Annotated in this window: 13 protein-coding genes; 7 read left to right on the top strand and 6 right to left on the bottom strand. The window is 72.3% G+C overall.

The features are described from left to right. The first annotated feature begins 15 nt into the window (after positions 1–15). The 5 genes from CGQ25_RS14585 (at position 16) to CGQ25_RS14565 (ending at position 6,471) form a co-directional block, all read left to right on the top strand. Positions 16–1,107: an App1 family protein gene (locus CGQ25_RS14585; RefSeq protein WP_208710577.1), complete on the top strand. Its 1,092-nt coding sequence runs from the start codon at positions 16–18 to the stop codon at positions 1,105–1,107. 139 nt (positions 1,108–1,246) lie between these two features. Next, positions 1,247–3,622 (top strand): molybdopterin oxidoreductase family protein, encoded by a 2,376-nt coding sequence (locus CGQ25_RS14580; protein WP_208710576.1) that lies wholly within the window; start codon positions 1,247–1,249, stop codon positions 3,620–3,622. Beyond that, the gene (locus tag CGQ25_RS14575) at positions 3,619–4,104 is read left to right on the top strand and encodes a hypothetical protein (protein ID WP_208710575.1); all 486 of its coding nucleotides are present in this window, start codon (positions 3,619–3,621) and stop codon (positions 4,102–4,104) included. Before CGQ25_RS14580 ends, CGQ25_RS14575 begins: the two co-directional genes overlap by 4 nt. A gap of 49 nt (positions 4,105–4,153) precedes the next feature. Further along, entirely contained in the window at positions 4,154–5,311 is a 1,158-nt protein-coding gene (locus CGQ25_RS14570) for a type III polyketide synthase (RefSeq protein ID WP_208710574.1), read from the top strand. A gap of 14 nt (positions 5,312–5,325) precedes the next feature. Further along, positions 5,326–6,471, top strand: coding sequence for an NAD(P)/FAD-dependent oxidoreductase (locus CGQ25_RS14565; protein ID WP_208710573.1), 1,146 nt, complete (start codon positions 5,326–5,328; stop codon positions 6,469–6,471). Positions 6,472–6,534: 63 nt separating this feature from the next. On the opposite strand, the gene gluQRS is transcribed toward CGQ25_RS14565, so the two are convergent. The 3 genes from gluQRS to CGQ25_RS14550 all read right to left on the bottom strand — a co-directional run bounded on the left by gluQRS (position 6,535) and on the right by CGQ25_RS14550 (position 10,196). Next, positions 6,535–7,437 carry a tRNA glutamyl-Q(34) synthetase GluQRS gene (gene gluQRS / locus CGQ25_RS14560; RefSeq protein WP_208710572.1) on the bottom strand — a complete coding sequence of 301 codons (903 nt, stop codon included), beginning with the start codon at positions 7,435–7,437 and terminating at the stop codon, positions 6,535–6,537. 32 nt (positions 7,438–7,469) lie between these two features. After that, positions 7,470–8,537, bottom strand: a complete 1,068-nt coding sequence (locus CGQ25_RS14555; protein WP_208710571.1) for an LLM class flavin-dependent oxidoreductase — start codon at positions 8,535–8,537, stop codon at positions 7,470–7,472. Positions 8,538–8,687: 150 nt separating this feature from the next. Beyond that, positions 8,688–10,196: a serine protease gene (locus CGQ25_RS14550; RefSeq protein WP_208710570.1), complete on the bottom strand. Its 1,509-nt coding sequence runs from the start codon at positions 10,194–10,196 to the stop codon at positions 8,688–8,690. A 347-nt stretch (positions 10,197–10,543) separates the two neighbouring features. Between CGQ25_RS14550 and CGQ25_RS14545 the strand changes: the two genes are divergently transcribed. Then, complete coding sequence (locus tag CGQ25_RS14545) at positions 10,544–11,095, top strand: MarR family winged helix-turn-helix transcriptional regulator (RefSeq protein WP_208710569.1); 552 nt, start codon at positions 10,544–10,546, stop codon at positions 11,093–11,095. Beyond that, complete coding sequence (locus CGQ25_RS14540) at positions 11,092–11,859, top strand: SGNH/GDSL hydrolase family protein (RefSeq protein ID WP_255405348.1); 768 nt, start codon at positions 11,092–11,094, stop codon at positions 11,857–11,859. The genes CGQ25_RS14545 and CGQ25_RS14540 overlap by 4 nt, the downstream gene beginning before the upstream one ends. Before the next feature lie 2 nt (positions 11,860–11,861). On the opposite strand, the gene CGQ25_RS14535 is transcribed toward CGQ25_RS14540, so the two are convergent. The 3 genes from CGQ25_RS14535 to CGQ25_RS14525 all read right to left on the bottom strand — a co-directional run bounded on the left by CGQ25_RS14535 (position 11,862) and on the right by CGQ25_RS14525 (position 14,831). Beyond that, on the bottom strand, positions 11,862–12,740 hold the full coding sequence (locus CGQ25_RS14535) for an FAD:protein FMN transferase (protein WP_208713105.1): 879 nt from the start codon (positions 12,738–12,740) through the stop codon (positions 11,862–11,864). A gap of 82 nt (positions 12,741–12,822) precedes the next feature. Then, complete coding sequence (locus CGQ25_RS14530) at positions 12,823–13,365, bottom strand: FMN-binding protein (RefSeq protein ID WP_208710568.1); 543 nt, start codon at positions 13,363–13,365, stop codon at positions 12,823–12,825. Next, the gene (locus CGQ25_RS14525) at positions 13,362–14,831 is read right to left on the bottom strand and encodes a ferric reductase-like transmembrane domain-containing protein (RefSeq protein ID WP_208710567.1); all 1,470 of its coding nucleotides are present in this window, start codon (positions 14,829–14,831) and stop codon (positions 13,362–13,364) included. The genes CGQ25_RS14530 and CGQ25_RS14525 overlap by 4 nt, the downstream gene beginning before the upstream one ends. Positions 14,832–14,846: the final 15 nt, after the last annotated feature.

Genomic DNA, 14,846 nt, shown 5'->3' with positions numbered 1-14,846 from the left:
TGGGAGAGTGGAACCATGACAGCGCAGCACACCCACGCCGTCGCCCGGGACGCCGATGCCGACGCCGCCGCGGACCGCGCCGGGACCCCCCGCCTCAAGCCCCTCTTCCGTCTCGCGCAGAGGCTGGGCCAGGCATGGAACGGCCTCCGCACGCGCCAGGCGAGGAACGGCGACTATGTGGCGCAGGTCGTGGCCTACCGCGGCTACGGGACGACCGAGCGCGTGCGCGTCCTCGGCCGGGTCATGTACGCCCGTCCCGGGCTGCACGGGACGCAGGACACGTTCAACAACTTCCGCGGCTGGGTGTCGTTCACGTCGGTGCCGATCCAGGACGCGGACGTGACGGTCGAGATCGGGGCGACGCGCGCCGTCGTGCGTGCCGACTCCGGCGGCGTGGTGGATGCGATGGTGGACGTCGAGCTCGAGCCGGGCTGGCACGACGTGCGGATGAGCGCCGACGGCGCGGAGGCGTCGGTCGCGCAGGTGCGGGTCGTGGCGCCGGACACGCGGTTCGGGATCGTCTCGGACATCGACGACACGGTCATGGTCACGGCCCTCCCGCGCCCCTTCCTCGCCCTGTGGAACACGTTCGTGCTGAGCGAGCGGGCCCGCACCCCGACCGCCGGGATGGCGGTGCTCCTCGATCGGCTCGCGACCGAGCAGCCCGCCGCCCCCGTCATCTACCTCTCGACCGGCCCGTGGAATGCCGCGCCCACGCTGCAGCGCTTCCTGGGCCGCAACCTCTACCCGGCGGGCCCGCTCCTGCTCACCGACTGGGGCATGACCCCGGACCGCTGGTTCCGCTCGGGCCGCGAGCACAAGCGCGAGAACCTCGAGCGGCTCGCCGCCGAGTTCCCCGGCATCCGCTGGCTCCTCGTGGGAGACAACGGGCAGCACGACGAGGCCATCTACGCCGAGTTCGCGGCCGAGCACCCGGACTCGGTGGCAGCGGTCGCGATCCGGCAGCTCTCCCCGGGCCAGGCGGTCTTCTCCGGCGGCACGACGCACGACGGCGGCGGGGTCGCCGCGCGCCCGGACGTCACCTGGGCCTCGGCCCCCGACGGCGCAGGGCTCGCGGAGCAGCTCGAGGCCGCCGGCGTCCTCTAGCGCGCCCTCCATCCTTCCGGCTCGCCCCTGTGCACGGGAAAGGTTGAACCGCCGGACTGCGGGAAGGACTGAGACGGCGAGCCGACCTCTGCCCTGCGCCGCGGGGCGCGCCCGCCGTGTTCAGCCGGAGGGAGTCCGAATGACCGCGAAGGAGCGCATCGCTGAACCGTGGGGGGCCCGCACCCCCTATGGGCCGGGGGAGCAGTGGCCGCAACGGACTGACATGCATCTCGCCGACGGCCTGAGCCCGGAGGACGTGGACCGCTGGGTGCAGAGCGCCTCGATCCTCCACTCGAACGGCGACGCGATGGACATCGCCGTCAAGGACGACCGCATCGTGGGCGTCCGGGGCCGGGGGGCCGACCGCGTGAACCACGGCCGCCTCGGGGTGAAGGACCTGTACGGATGGCAGGCCAATGCCTCGCCGGACCGGCTGACCCGTCCCCTCATCCGCGAGGGCGGCCGGCTGGTCGAGACGGACTGGGACACCGCCATGGGGCGGATCGTGGAGCGCACGCAGCAGCTCCTCGCCGACCAGGGGCCCAGTGCCGTCGGCTTCTACACGACCGGCCAGCTCTTCGCCGAGGAGTACTACACGCTCGGGATCGTCGCGCACGGCGGCATCGGCACCAACCACGTGGACGGCAACACGCGCCTGTGCACCGCGACGGCGGCGGAGGCGCTCAAGGAGTCGTTCGCGAGCGACGGCCAGCCCGGCTCCTATACGGACATCGACCACGCCGATGCGATCTGCCTGTACGGGCACAACGTCGCCGAGACCCAGAGCGTGCTGTGGATGCGCATGCTCGACCGGCTCGAAGGGCCGAACCCGCCCAAGCTGGTCTGCGTCGACCCGCGGCCGACCGAGGTCGCACGCCACGCCACGGTGCACCTGGCCCCGCTGCCGGGGACGAACGTCGCCCTCATGAACGGCCTCCTGCACGAGATCCTCGCGAACGACTGGGTGGACCATGCCTACCTCGAGGCCCATGCCGTCGGCTTCGACGAGCTTGCCGCGCGGGTGAAGGACTACCCTCCCGAGGTCGCGGCCCACATCTGCGACGTCCCCGCCGAGCAGATCCGCGAGGCGGCGGCCATCATCGGCCAGGCCGAGCGGCTCCTGTCCACGGTGCTCCAGGGCTTCTACCAGTCGAACCAGGCCACGGCCGCCTCGGTCCAGGTCAACAACATCCACATCGTGCGCGGCATGCTCGGGAAGCCGGGCTGCGGGATCCTCCAGATGAACGGCCAGCCCACCGCGCAGAACACCCGGGAGTGCGGGGGCGACGGCGACCTCCCGGCCTTCCGCAACTGGTCCAACGACGAGCACATCAAGGACCTCGCCCGGGTGTGGAACGTGGACCCGATGGAGATCCCGCACTACTCCCCGCCGACGCACGTCATGCAGATGATGCGCTACGCCGAGGACGGCTCGATCAAGCTCCTCTGGATCAGCGGCACCAACCCGGCCGTCTCGCTGCCGGAGCTCCCCCGCGTCCGCTCGATCCTGGCCCAGGAGCGGCTCTTCGTGGTGGTCCAGGACATCTTCCTCTCCGAGACCGCGCAGCTCGCCGACGTCGTGCTCCCCGCCGCGACGTGGGGCGAGAAGACGGGCACCTTCACCAATGTGGACCGCACGGTCCATCTGTCCGAGAAGGCCGTCGACCCGCCGGGCGAGGCGAAGGCGGACCTGGAGATCTTCATCGACTACGCGCACCGGCTGGGCCTGAAGGACAAGGACGGCGCGCCACTCGTGAAGTGGCACGACGCCGAGTCGGCGTTCGAGGCCTGGAAGGAGTGCACCCGTGGCCGGCCCTGCGACTACACGGGCATGACCTACGAGAAGCTGCGCGGCGGCTCCGGCATCCAGTGGCCCTGCAACGACGAGCATCCCGAGGGCACGGAGCGCCTCTACGAGGACGGAAAGTTCTTCAGCGCGCCGGAGTACTGCGAGAGCTACGGCCGCGACCTCATCACCGGCGCCCCCGTGGAGCCCACCGAGTACAGGGCCCTGAACCCGACGGGCAAGGCCGTCATCAAGGCCGCGGGCTACATGCCGCCCCACGAGATCCCGAGCGAGGACTTCCCCTTCATCCTCATTACGGGGCGCACGCTCTACCACTTCCACACCCGCACGAAGACCGGCCGCGCCCCCGAGCTGCAGGCGGCGGCCCCGGACGTGTGGGTGGAGGTCAGCGAGCACGACGCCGCGGCGCTGGGTCTGGCGGAAGGTGACCTCCTGGAGGTCAGCAGCCCGCGGGGATCGCTGCGCGCCAAGGCCAGGATCACGGCGATCCGGTCCGGGGTGGTGTTCGTGCCCTTCCACTACGGCTACTGGGACACGGAGGGCGGCCACGCCCCGGACGACGTGGGCCGCGCCGCGAACGAGCTGACGATCACCGACTGGGACGCGTGCTCCAAGCAGCCCATCTTCAAGACCGCCGCGGCCCGGATCGCAAAGGTCGCCGACGCCGACGGCCCCTCACCGGCACCGAGGATCGGAGCGACGCGATGAAGATCGGACTCGCCCTGGAGGAGCTGCACCGCTCGGAAGCGGAGCTGGCGCGGGAGCTGCTGAAGGTCTCGGAGCGCCACAAGGTGGACCACGAGATCTACCACCTCGGCCTGGACCTCGCCCGGTGGTCCCAGCAGCACGTCCGCGACATCGCCGAGATCGCCAAGGACTACGGCCAGGACGGCCTGGACCCGGAGGCGGGGACCAAGCACGGCCCCGTCGACGCCGTCAGGGAGAAGGGCAGCGAGCTCATCGGGCGCATGGGTTCGCCGGCGCTCCTGCTCCTGCGGGACCTGCGGGAGGTCTACATCAAGGCCGCCGGCGTTTCCGTGGACTGGGAACTGCTCGCGCAGGCCGCCCAGGGCATCAAGCACCGGGACCTGCTCGGGCTTGCCGAGCGGTGCCACCCGGAGACGCTGCGGCAGATGCGGTGGGCCAACGGCAAGCTGAAGGAGAGTGCCACCCAGATCCTCGTCACGTGAGACGCACCCACCCCTTGCCCCGGCGCCCCTGCCCTAGAGAGGATGACGCATGGCCGTCCTGATGAGGTCCCTTGAGACCTCCGTCCCGTCCACCGTCCTCAAGCAGCCCGAGGCGCGCGACGTCTTCGCCGCGCAGGAGGGCCTGACCCGGCTCGGACAGCGGCTCGTGACCGCGTGCTTCGATGCCTCCGCGATCGACACGCGCCACTCGGCGGTCAGCGAGTTCTCGTGGGACCAGCCGGACCACGAGCCGGACTTCTTCGACCCGGGCACCGGCGCCATCCTCAACCCGAGCACCAAGACCCGCAACGACCTCTTCGTCCGCGAGGCCACCCCGCTGTTCACCGAGACGGCCCGGCGGGCCCTCGACGCCGCGGACGGCATCGGGCCCGAGGACGTCACGCATGTCGTCACGGTCTCCTGCACGGGCTTCTTCAACCCCGGCCCGGACTACCGGATCGTCCGCGACCTCGGCCTGAGCCCGTCCGTGCGCCGCTTCCACCTCGGCTTCATGGGCTGCTACGCCGCGTTCCCGGCCCTGCGCATGGCCAAGGCGTTCTGCGAGGCCGAGCCCCACGCCGTCGTGCTCGTGGCCATCGTGGAGCTGTGCTCGCTGCACGTGCGCAGCTCCAATGACCCGGACACGATCCTCGGCGCGTCGCTCTTCGCGGACGGTGCCGCAGCCGCCGTCGTGACCGCGCGGGACCTCCCGCTCACGCGGCCCGCCCTGAGCCTGGACGCGTTCGAGACCACGCTCACGCCCGTCGGCGAGGAGACGATGGCGTGGAACATCGGCGACCAGGGCTTCGAGATGGTCCTCGGCAGCTATGTCCCGCACATCATTGACGACCACATCACCGGAGCCCTTGAACCCCTCCTGGCCAGCGACGCGGCCCTGGCCGGGCGGCCGCACGCCGAGATCGAGCACTGGGCGATCCACCCGGGCGGCCGCAGCATCGTGGACAAGGTGGTCACCCGGCTGGGGCTGTCCGAGGAGCAGGCCGCGCCCGCGCGGGACACCCTGCGGGAGTACGGGAACATGTCCAGCGCCACGGTCATGTTCGTCTTCGACCGCATCCTGAACCTGCCACCGGGCCCGGGGCAGGGCGCCAACGCCGAGCGGGCCGGCGCCGAGCGGATCTGTGCGATGGCGTTCGGGCCGGGCCTCACGGTCGAGACCGCACTGTTGACCCGCGTCCTCCCTTAGGCGCCGGGCCGGCGGTGGGGCACGAGTCGCACGAGGCCGTCATCGTCGGCGGCGGCGCCGTCGGGCTCTGCTTCGGCGTGCTCCTCGCGCAGGCGGGGGTCGACGTCGTGGTGCTCGAGGCGCGCCACGAGCCCGGCCGGCACTCGCGCGCCATCGGCATCCACCCGCCTGGACTGCGCGTGCTCGGCAGGGCCGGCATCGCGGAGGGGCTCGCGGCCGCCGGGGTGCTGATCGGCGAGGGTGTGGCGCGCTCCGGAGGGCGCGACGTGGCACGCGTGGGCTTCAACCCCGGGGTCCTCGCCGTCCCGCAGTGGCGCACCGAGGAGGCGCTCGAGGCCCGGCTTGCCGCGGTCGTCCCGGGAGCGCTCCGGCGAGGCGTGCGCGCGGCTGCAGTCGAACGCGCGGAAGGCGGCGCCGTCGTGCGCACCGCGACCGGGGAGGCGTTCCACGGCGCCTGGGTGATCGCGGCCGACGGCGCGCGGTCGCCGCTGCGGACGGCGCTCGCCATCCCGGTGCGCGAGCGGGCGCTCCCGGATGCGTACCTCATGGGCGACTTCGCCGATACGACCGGCGACGGGACACGGGCCGTGCTGCACCTCGAACCGGAGGGGATCGTGGAATCCTTCCCGCTGCCCGGTGGAGTGCGGCGATGGGTCGCGCACCTCGACGCGCCCGAGGAGGCTCCGAGCCCCGAGCGGCTCGCGCAGGTCATCGGGGAGCGCACGGGGGAGACGGTGGTCACGGCGTCGTGCACCATGCTGAGCGCCTTCACGGTGGCGGAGCGGCTCGCCGCGAGGATGCGCCAAGGGCCCGTGCTGCTCGTCGGGGACGCCGCGCACGAGGTCAGCCCGATCGGAGGGCAGGGAATGACCCTCGGATGGCTCGATGCCGAGGCCTTCGCGCCCCTTGTTGCAGCGGACGTGCGGGAGCGCCGCCGGGACCCCGGGCAGGCGGACGGCTGGCCCGAGCTCTGGGCGGCGGCCGAGCGCGGGAGGCTGGCCGCGGCCGCGGCGGCGGCCCGGCAGGCCAGGCTCAACATGGCGCTCGGCCGCCCCCTCCCGCCGCCGCTAATGGCGGCCCGGAATGCGGCCTTCCGTGCGCTCTACCGCGCGCCCCTGGCCAGGAACCTCACCGCGGCCCGCTTCACGATGCAGGCCTGACCCGCAGGCAATGACTCTCAGGTGGTGACTCTCAGACGGAATCTGGGGGTCACCTTCTGGGGGTCACCTCCTGGAGGTCAGCTCCCCGGGGTCGAGGACCCAGGGGTCCCGGGGCAGCGCGTCGGTCGTGAAGGCCGCGAGGGCTTCCGGGAGCGAGGCGGGCAGGCCAACCGAGGCGAGCAGGAGCCCCGTCACGCGCTCCGCGGACACCCCGGCGGCCGCGAGCGCACCCAGCGTCACGGCGCCGTCGCGCTTGGCGAGGCGGCGTCCGGCGGGGTTGAGGACGAGCGGCACATGCGCATACTCGGGCACGTGCGCCCCGAGGAGCCCGGCGAGATAGGCCTGCCGCGGCGCCGAGGAGAGGAGGTCGTCGCCGCGGACCACCTGGTCGATTCCCTGCGCGGCGTCGTCCACGACGACCGCGAGGTTGTACGCGACCACACCGTCGTTGCGCCGCAGCACGAAGTCGTCCACGAGCCCCGCGTACCGCCCATGCAGCGCGTCCGTCACGGCCCATTCTGTGACCCCCGCGCGAAGCCGGACGGCGGCGGGACGCTCCGCGCGGCGTCGTGCGCGCTGGCCCTCGGTGAGGTCGCGGCACGTGCCCGGGTACGCGCCCTGCGGCGCGTGCGGAGCGCTCGGGGCTTCCTGGATCTCCCGGCGCGTGCAGTAGCACTCGTAGGTGAGGCCCGCGTCGGTGAGGCGGGCGATCGCGTCGTCGTACAGCGCGCCGCGCTCCGTCTGGCGCACCACCTCGCCGTCCCAGTCGAGCCCGACGGCGGCGAGGTCCCTCAGCTGGACCTCCTCGGCGCCCGCCCGGGCCCGGTCGAGGTCCTCGATGCGCATCAGGAAGCGGCGGCCTGTGGACCGGGCGAACAGCCACGCGAGCAGCGCCGTGCGGAGGTTGCCGACATGGAGCTCCCCGGAGGGGCTCGGGGCGAACCGGCCTGCGCCGCGTGGAGTCATGCCGTCAAGGCTAGCGGCCGCCTCCACCGTCCCTATTCGGCGATCGCCTTCTTCACCGCCGGGACGATCTCGGTTGCGAGCAGCTCGATCGAGGATGCCGTCTCGGCGAACGGCAGCGTCCCCAGTCCGACCTGGGCCATGAACCGGTCCGTGCCGAGGGCCTCGTGCGTGGCGAGGATCCGCTCCGTGATCTGGGCGGGGCTTCCCACGAGCAGGCCGCCGCCGGGACCGGCCCACGCGTCGAAGTGCTCGCGTGGGAACTCGCCGGCGGGCCGCGGCATGTTCTGCTCGATGTACCTCGCGTAGTGCGGGTAGAAGGTGTCGCGGGCCTCCTGGGAGGTGCGCGCGGCGAAGAAGTGGCTCCCCGTCCCCACCCTGAGGGACGACAGCGCGTGGCCGGCCTGCGCCCCGGCGGTGCGGTACAGCTCGACGAGCCGCACGAAGTGCTGGTGCCCGGAGAGCAGCGCGAGGAAGAGCGGCACCCCTGCCTGCCCCGCCCGCACGAAGCTCGACGGCGTCCCGCCCACCCCGCGCCAGATCGGCATCCGCTCCTGGACGGGTCGGGGGGAGAGGGCCGCGTCGCGCAGGGCGTGGTGCGCGCGCGGGCGGGAGGGGTACTCGCCGTCGTCCGCGGGCGGCCAGGTCACGGTGGCGTGCTCGCGCATCTCGAGCAGGAGCTCGAGCTTGTCCTCGAAGAGGGCGTCGTAGTTGGCGGGGTCGTAGCCGAAGAGCGGGAAGGACTCAGGGAACACTCCGCGGCCGGCGAGGATCTCGGCGCGGCCGCCGGAGACGATGTCCAGTGTCGCGAACTGCTCGAAGACGCGCGCCGGGTCCGCGGTGGAGAGGACCGTGACCGCCGTCGTGAGCCGGATACGCTCGGTCTCGCGCGCGATCGCCGCGAGCACGACCTCGGGGGCGGAGAACGCGAAGTCGTGCCGGTGGTGCTCGCCGATCCCGACGACGTCGAGCCCCGCCTGGTCCGCGAGCTTGGCCAGCTGGATGGTCTCCTCGGTGCGCTGCCGCGCCGAGCGGGTGAGGGCGCCGGGGCTGGCCGAGGTGTCGCGGGTGAGCTCGCCGAACGTGAAGATGCCAAAGTCCATGATTGCTTGAACATTCAATTATCCGGCGGGTATTCCCGCGCACGACGGCGAGCGGCCGGCGCCTCGGGTGAGGTGCCGGCCGCTCGGGTTCTGGCCGCTGGGGTCAGTGTTGCGGCGGGTCAGTGTTGCTGCGGGTCATGTTGCGACGGCTCAGGCTGTCGGGGCCTGGGGCCGCTGGTCCTGGCCCGTCTGGTAGGGCCCGGGCTGCTGGACCTCGGGGTACTGGTACTGCGGCTGGGGGTACTGGTTGGGCTGGTACTGCGCCTGGTACTGCTGCGCCTGCGGGTGCTGGGCCGACTGGTACTGCGCCTGCGGGTGCTGGCCCTGGCTGGGCTGGAAGCCCGTCGGGACCGTCGTCGCGGGTGCGGCGGGCTGCTGCTCCGGGTGCTGCGGGGCGCCGTACTGCTGCTCGGAGTACTGCGGGGCGCCGTACTGCTCGGAGGCCTGCTGCTGCGTCCCGGCGAACTGCTGCGTCCCGGAGGCCTGCTGCTGCGTCCCCGCGAACTGCTGCGTCCCGGGCTGGGCGGGGCCGGCGGCGTACTGCGGAGCCTGCGCCCCGGGGAACTGGCCCACAGGTCCCGCGACGGCCGTCTGGGCGGAGGGGCCCGAGGCCCGGCGGCGCTTGCCCATCACGATGAACAGCGTGGCGCCGAGGCCCAGGATCACGATCGCCGCGCCGCCGATCGTGAGGTAGAGAGGCAGGCTGTCGCCCGAGGATGCGGGCGCCGTCGTGCTTGCCGTGCTCGGAGCGGCGGTGGCCGAAGGGGTCTGCACGACCGGGGTCACGCCGTTGCGGGTCAGGAACGTCTTCAGGGCCTCGGTGTCGGTGACGAAGTTGAAGGCCTGGGACTCGCCGCGCGGCTTGAAGCTGTTGACGCCGATGGCGTTGCCGTCGTTGTCGATCGTGGGGCCGCCCGACATGCCGTTGGTGACCGCGGCGTCGATCTCGGTGACGGGGACGCCCGTCGTGGTGACCTGGCGGGAGGACACGGTGCCGGTCTTGAACGAGGCGCGCTGGCGCGAGGCGTCACTGACGTCGGTGACCGAGCCGGCGAAGCCGACCGCTGTCACGCGCTCGCCGGTGCCCGGCGACTTCTGGGCCATGGTCAGCGGGGTGGTCCCGGCGAGGTCGGCGATCTTGAGGAGGGCGAGGTCGCCGTTCGCGAAGGTCTGCGCGTCGATGAGCTGGGCGGTGAGGCCGGTGTTCTGGAGCGCGGGGACGGCGCCGTCGACGCCCTGCGGCTGGTAGGCGCGCACGGTCACGTTGGTCACGGTCGCCCAGTTCTCGTCCCGTGCCCGCTGCAGGTACTCGCTGATCCCGAGCTGCTGCATGACGTTCTTGAGGATGGCGAGCTTGATGTCGTCGCTCTTCTCGACGCAGTGCGCGGCGGTGACGATGTGGGCCTGCGAGCTGGCGAACCAGCCGGTGCAGCCGGCGGGGATGCTCGAGGTGTACGTCTCGGTGCCGGAGTTGAAGGGGACCTTCACCTCGCCGTCGAACTGGACGTAGAGGTACACGACCGACTTCTCCGCATCGGAAGCAGAGGCCGCTCGGGCGGGGGACTGGGCGCTGGGGCCGAAGAGGGCAAGGCTCAGGGCGGCGAGAGCGGCGAAGGCCGCGAGGACGGCATGCCTGAGGGAGGAGTGCAGGGTGGTCATCGTGGGGGCTCTTTCCTCTGGGCGCACAACCGTGCGCCCCTACGGTGCGGTTCTGAGCAGGCGGTCCTGCAGAACGCGCGGTTCTTGAAGGGTGCGTGGAGCTGTTGTGGCTTCGGCGGGTCCGTCTCGCCTCCCCGAACGGGGCGAGCCGTGGTCCCGCGAAGCAGCCGTTCCCCCAGCGGTCCGGCCTGGGCGCCGGCCTTGCGGCCTGCCCGTGAGTCTCGACCTGAGAGGCCGATATCACTAAGGTAGGCGCGCGGTCCAAGTAAGTCAAGACGTTGGATTTAATAAGTTCGCAGCCTCTCTGCGGACCAGACCGCAGTCCCAACGCTCTATGCTTGGTTTCCGTGACCGAACCCCGCTGGCTGACCGCTCAGGAGCGTCGGGCCTGGCTGGCGCTGCTGAGCGTGAACACCCTTCTGCCTGCCGCGCTCGACGCCCACCTGACGAGCCTGAACAGGCTCTCCCTCTTCGACTACGACGTCCTCGCGATGCTCTCCGAGGCCGAGGGCCGCATGCTGCCCATGAAGGAGCTCGCCGCGCGCACGTCGGCATCGCTGTCTCGCCTCTCGCACGTGGTGACCAAGCTGCAGGCGCGGGGCTGGATCGACCGGCAGCCCTCGCCCGACGACGCCCGCGTCACCACCGCCCACCTCACCGACGCGGGATGGGAGACGATCGTCGAGCTCGCGCCGGACCACGTGGAGCGCGTGCGGCAGCTCATCTTCGACGCGCTCGACGGCGACGACGTCCAGCGCCTGGCCGAGATCGGAGAGAAGATCGTGTCCCGTCTCGAGTCAGACAGCTGGATCTTCCGCGACCCCGCGCGTGCGGCGGCGGTCGCCGAGGGCGCCGGGGTCGCGGGCGCCGGGGCGCACGACGCCGGGGTGGCACCGTGAGCGGCGACTTCACCACGCGCTTCGTGGCGCTCGGGGACTCCTTCACTGAAGGTGTCGGAGATCCTGATCCGGCCCGTCCCAACGGGGTCCGGGGCTGGGCCGACCGGGTGGCTGAACAGCTCCAGGCGGCCGACCCCGGACTCGGCTACGCGAACCTCGCGATCCGCGGGCGCAAGCTGCAGCAGATCGTCCGCGAGCAGCTCCAGCCCGCCCTCGCGCTCTACCCCACCCTCGTGACCCTGTACGCGGGGGCGAACGACATCCTCCGCCCGAAGGTGGACATCGACGCGCTGCTCGTCGAGTACGACGTCGCCGTGGAGCGGCTGGTCGAGTCTGGCGCCACGGTGCTGCTGTTCACGGGCTTCGACGCGGGATCCTCCAAGGTGTTCGGCTCGATGCGGGGGCGCACAGCGATCTACAACGAGCAGGTCCGGTGGATCGCGGACCGGCATGGGGCCAGGATCGTGGACTACTGGCGCTTCCACGAGTTCCAGGACTGGCGGATGTGGGACGTGGACCGCATGCACATGTCCGCGCTCGGGCACGCGACAATGGCGAACCGGGTGCTGGAGATCCTCGAGCACGAGGGGCTCGTAGAGGTACCGGACGTCCCTCCGCTGCCGGTGCTGAGCCGTGTGCAGCAGCTGCGGGCCAACGCCGTCTGGGCCCGCGAGCACGCGGGGCCGTGGGTCATGCGCCGGCTCACCGGCCGCTCCTCCGGCGACGGACTGAGCCCCAAGTACCCGGAGCTCACCCGCCTCTGAGGCTACGCCGCGCTCGGGGCGCGGAACCCCGGCGTGGCGAGCAGCGCGCCGTCGTGCGTCACCGCGAGAACGTCCACGTCCCAGCGCGCCGTCACCGCGTCCAGAGTGCCGCGGCCGCCGGCCACGACGGCGGTGGCGAGGACGTCTGCGGTGACGATGTCCGACGCCGCGACGCTCACCTGCGCGAACTGCGGACGCCGGGCCCCCGCAGGACCCTGCAAGCCCGGACTGCGCGAGCTCGGACCCCGTAGACCCGCCGTCCAGATGTGGTCGCCGCGCTCTGCGGAGCCGGAGGTCGCGAGGGCCAGCCGCCGGGCCCCCGACCGTGCCGGCTCACGCGAGGCGGGTGGCGGGGCTCCGTGGGCCTGGGCGCCGACGGCCTGGGCTCCGAGGGGGTAGGCGCCGAGGAGCGTGCGCCGGTCGGCGGGGTCGACGATGCCGGCGAGCCACGGCTTCCCGCCAGCAGCCGACGGCGCGGGCGAGCCCGAGACGAGCACGTCCCCGCCCGCGTTGAGGCACCAGTCGTGCAGGCCGAGCGCCACGAGTGATCGCCCCGCTTCCGCGATGGCGTACCCCTTGACGAGCCCGCTGAGGTCCAAAAGCCCGTCAGGCCGCTCGGGCGTGAATGCGCCGTCGGTGCGGCGGCGCCAGCGCACGGCGTCGGCGTAGAGGCCGCGCATGAGCGGGCTGGCCTCCATCAGGGACAGCTCCCCGCGGGAGACGCGGCTCGCCTCCGAGTTCGGCTTGAACAGGCTGAAGCGAGCATCCAGGTCCTCGAACTGGTCCTCGACGACGGCGGTGGCCGCCTCAATCCGGTCGGCGTCGGCATCGCTGGGGCTCCCGGGCTGCGCGGGAACGGTGAGGCTCACGACCGTTCCCATGCACACGAACGTGCGGGCGCGGAGGGACGGGGTGGGCGACCCTCCGGAATGGCCTGCCGAGTCGCCAGCCGAGGACGTGGGGTCAGAGATGGGCTGCATCGAGGGCCGCCTGGAGGGAGGTGAGGTAGGCGTCGGAGGTGACCGTCGCGCCGCTGACGGTCTGCACGTCAGCCGACTGCGCCCGGAGCACCTCCGAGCGCAGGATCGGGGCCGCCTGGGAGCTGATCATCTGGGACTTCCGCTCGGCGTCGGTCAGCTTGAGCGCCGTGACGTCGGTGATCTTCCCGTTCTGCACCGTGATCTGCACCTGCACGGTGCCGAACCGGGTCGAGACGACCTTGCCGGCGTAGGTGGCCTGCGCCTTCGCCTGCGCCCCGGTGGTCGCCTGCCCGGACGTGCTGCCGGAGCTGCTCGCCCCGGACGACGTCGACCCGCCCGTCGCGCCCGAGGTGCCGCCCGCCGTCGTGCTTCCCGTGCCGGATGTGGCGGTGCCGGTGGTGGTGCCCGTGCCGGTGCCGGCGGCGGTCGCCTGAGCGGCGTCGAGCGCCTGGGCGCCGGCCTGCCAGCCCGCGGCGAGGATGCCGACGGAGGCGAGGGATGCGGAGATGGCTGCTCGTGTTCTCACCAGTCGAACCTTTCGCGATGGAGCTGATCGTCGGCGGCGCCGGCCGTCCTCGCGTCCGCGAGGATGGCGTCGGACCATTCCCTCGGGCCGCAGACGTAGACGTCCGAGTCGGCGAGGGCGGGGGCGCCGGGGTGGAGGTAGTCGGTCAGGGTCAGGCCCGCCTGGTGTGCCGGGAGCCAGCCCGAGCGGGCGGACCGGTGGCCCACGAGCTCGTACAGGACGGCGCCGCGATCCGCGCAGAGGGCGCGGATCTCGTCGCGCAGGTACATGTGCTCGTCGGTGCCGGCGCGGAGGATCACGGTGGCGTCGCCGGGTGCGAACTCGGCCCGCTCGAGGAGGGCTCGGATCGGCGTGATGCCGATTCCGGAGCCGGCCAGCACGAGGCCGGGGCGGGTGCGGGAGGCGTGGGCGAAGTTGCCGTAGGGGCCCCCGAGCGCGACCTTCGTCCCGGGCCGCAGCCCCAGGAGGGCCGCGCTTCCGCGGCCAAGGCTGCGGACGGTGATCCGGATTGTGTCCCCGTAGGCGCCACGGTGCGGTTCGGCGGAGAGGCTGAACGGGTGCGCGTGCCACCACAGGCCCGGGGCGAGGAAGCGCCAGATGAAGAACCGGCCGCCGTCGCCCGTGAGCTCGTGCAGGCGCAGGCCGGTCATCTCGATGCTCACGACGTCGTCCGCCTCCTGGACCACGCGGCTCACGGTGAGCTGGTGCCGCCACGTGCGGGCGACCGGCGCGACGACCCGGAACGCGACGAGCGCCCCGACGACGCCCCAGTAGAAGGCCTCCCAGTAGACGCGCTGCCACTGGCCCTCGGCGAAGACCCCGCCGACGCTGAACTGGTGGGGAAGGCCCGTGAGCACGGCGGCGTAGGAGAGGAGGTGGATCCCATGCCAGAACTCGTACGGCATCTTCCGGCGCACCACGACGAGCGAGGTCACGACCACCGCGACGAACAGCGCCATCGAGACGAAGGCGAGCCACATGTCCGGCACGAGGTTCCACAGGGCCACGGCCTCCGACACGGGGTCGAGGCCCTCGGCCGCCCCGTAGCCGAGCAGGAGGAAGACCATGTGGGCCAGGAGCAGGTACAGCGCAGGCTTCCCAAGCCTGCCGTGGACGGCCATGGCCTTGTCGTGGCCGATGGCCCGGTCGATCCAGGGCAGCCGTGCCGCGAGCAGCAGCATCACGAGCACGAGATCGGTGCCGATCAGGCCCGCGACGATTCCGACCGCGGTGAGCGCGGAGGCGATCGAGCCGAACTGTCCGGCGGCACCTTCGGCGAGGTACAGCGCGACGGCGGCGGCCGCCGATCCCCAGGCCGCGACGGTGAGCGCGTCCGCGGAGAGCAGACGACGCCGGCCGCGCGCCGTCAGCTCGCGGGCGAGGACGCCGCGGGGGGTCAGCCGGGAGCGGGTGGTGGGCGGTGTCCTGTGGGGGGCCTTGTCGTGGGAGGGGAGTGTCGCCGTCATGCCACCTACATTTCC

It is taken from the genome of Sinomonas sp. R1AF57 (genome assembly GCF_002224485.1).
GTDB classification, from domain to species: Bacteria; Actinomycetota; Actinomycetes; order Actinomycetales; family Micrococcaceae; genus Sinomonas; species Sinomonas flava.
Note: the sequence above shows the minus strand (reverse complement) of the source record. Positions and strands in the feature narration are given on the sequence as shown.

Coding starts and splice junctions, on each gene's coding strand:
- CGQ25_RS14585 (WP_208710577.1), top strand. CDS start 16: ATGACAGCGCAGCACACCCACGCCGTCGCCCGGGACGCCGATGCCGAC.
- CGQ25_RS14580 (WP_208710576.1), top strand. CDS start 1,247: ATGACCGCGAAGGAGCGCATCGCTGAACCGTGGGGGGCCCGCACCCCC.
- CGQ25_RS14575 (WP_208710575.1), top strand. CDS start 3,619: ATGAAGATCGGACTCGCCCTGGAGGAGCTGCACCGCTCGGAAGCGGAG.
- CGQ25_RS14570 (WP_208710574.1), top strand. CDS start 4,154: ATGGCCGTCCTGATGAGGTCCCTTGAGACCTCCGTCCCGTCCACCGTC.
- gluQRS (WP_208710572.1), bottom strand. CDS start 7,437: ATGACTCCACGCGGCGCAGGCCGGTTCGCCCCGAGCCCCTCCGGGGAG.
- CGQ25_RS14555 (WP_208710571.1), bottom strand. CDS start 8,537: ATGGACTTTGGCATCTTCACGTTCGGCGAGCTCACCCGCGACACCTCG.
- CGQ25_RS14550 (WP_208710570.1), bottom strand. CDS start 10,196: ATGACCACCCTGCACTCCTCCCTCAGGCATGCCGTCCTCGCGGCCTTC.
- CGQ25_RS14535 (WP_208713105.1), bottom strand. CDS start 12,740: ATGGGAACGGTCGTGAGCCTCACCGTTCCCGCGCAGCCCGGGAGCCCC.
- CGQ25_RS14525 (WP_208710567.1), bottom strand. CDS start 14,831: ATGACGGCGACACTCCCCTCCCACGACAAGGCCCCCCACAGGACACCG.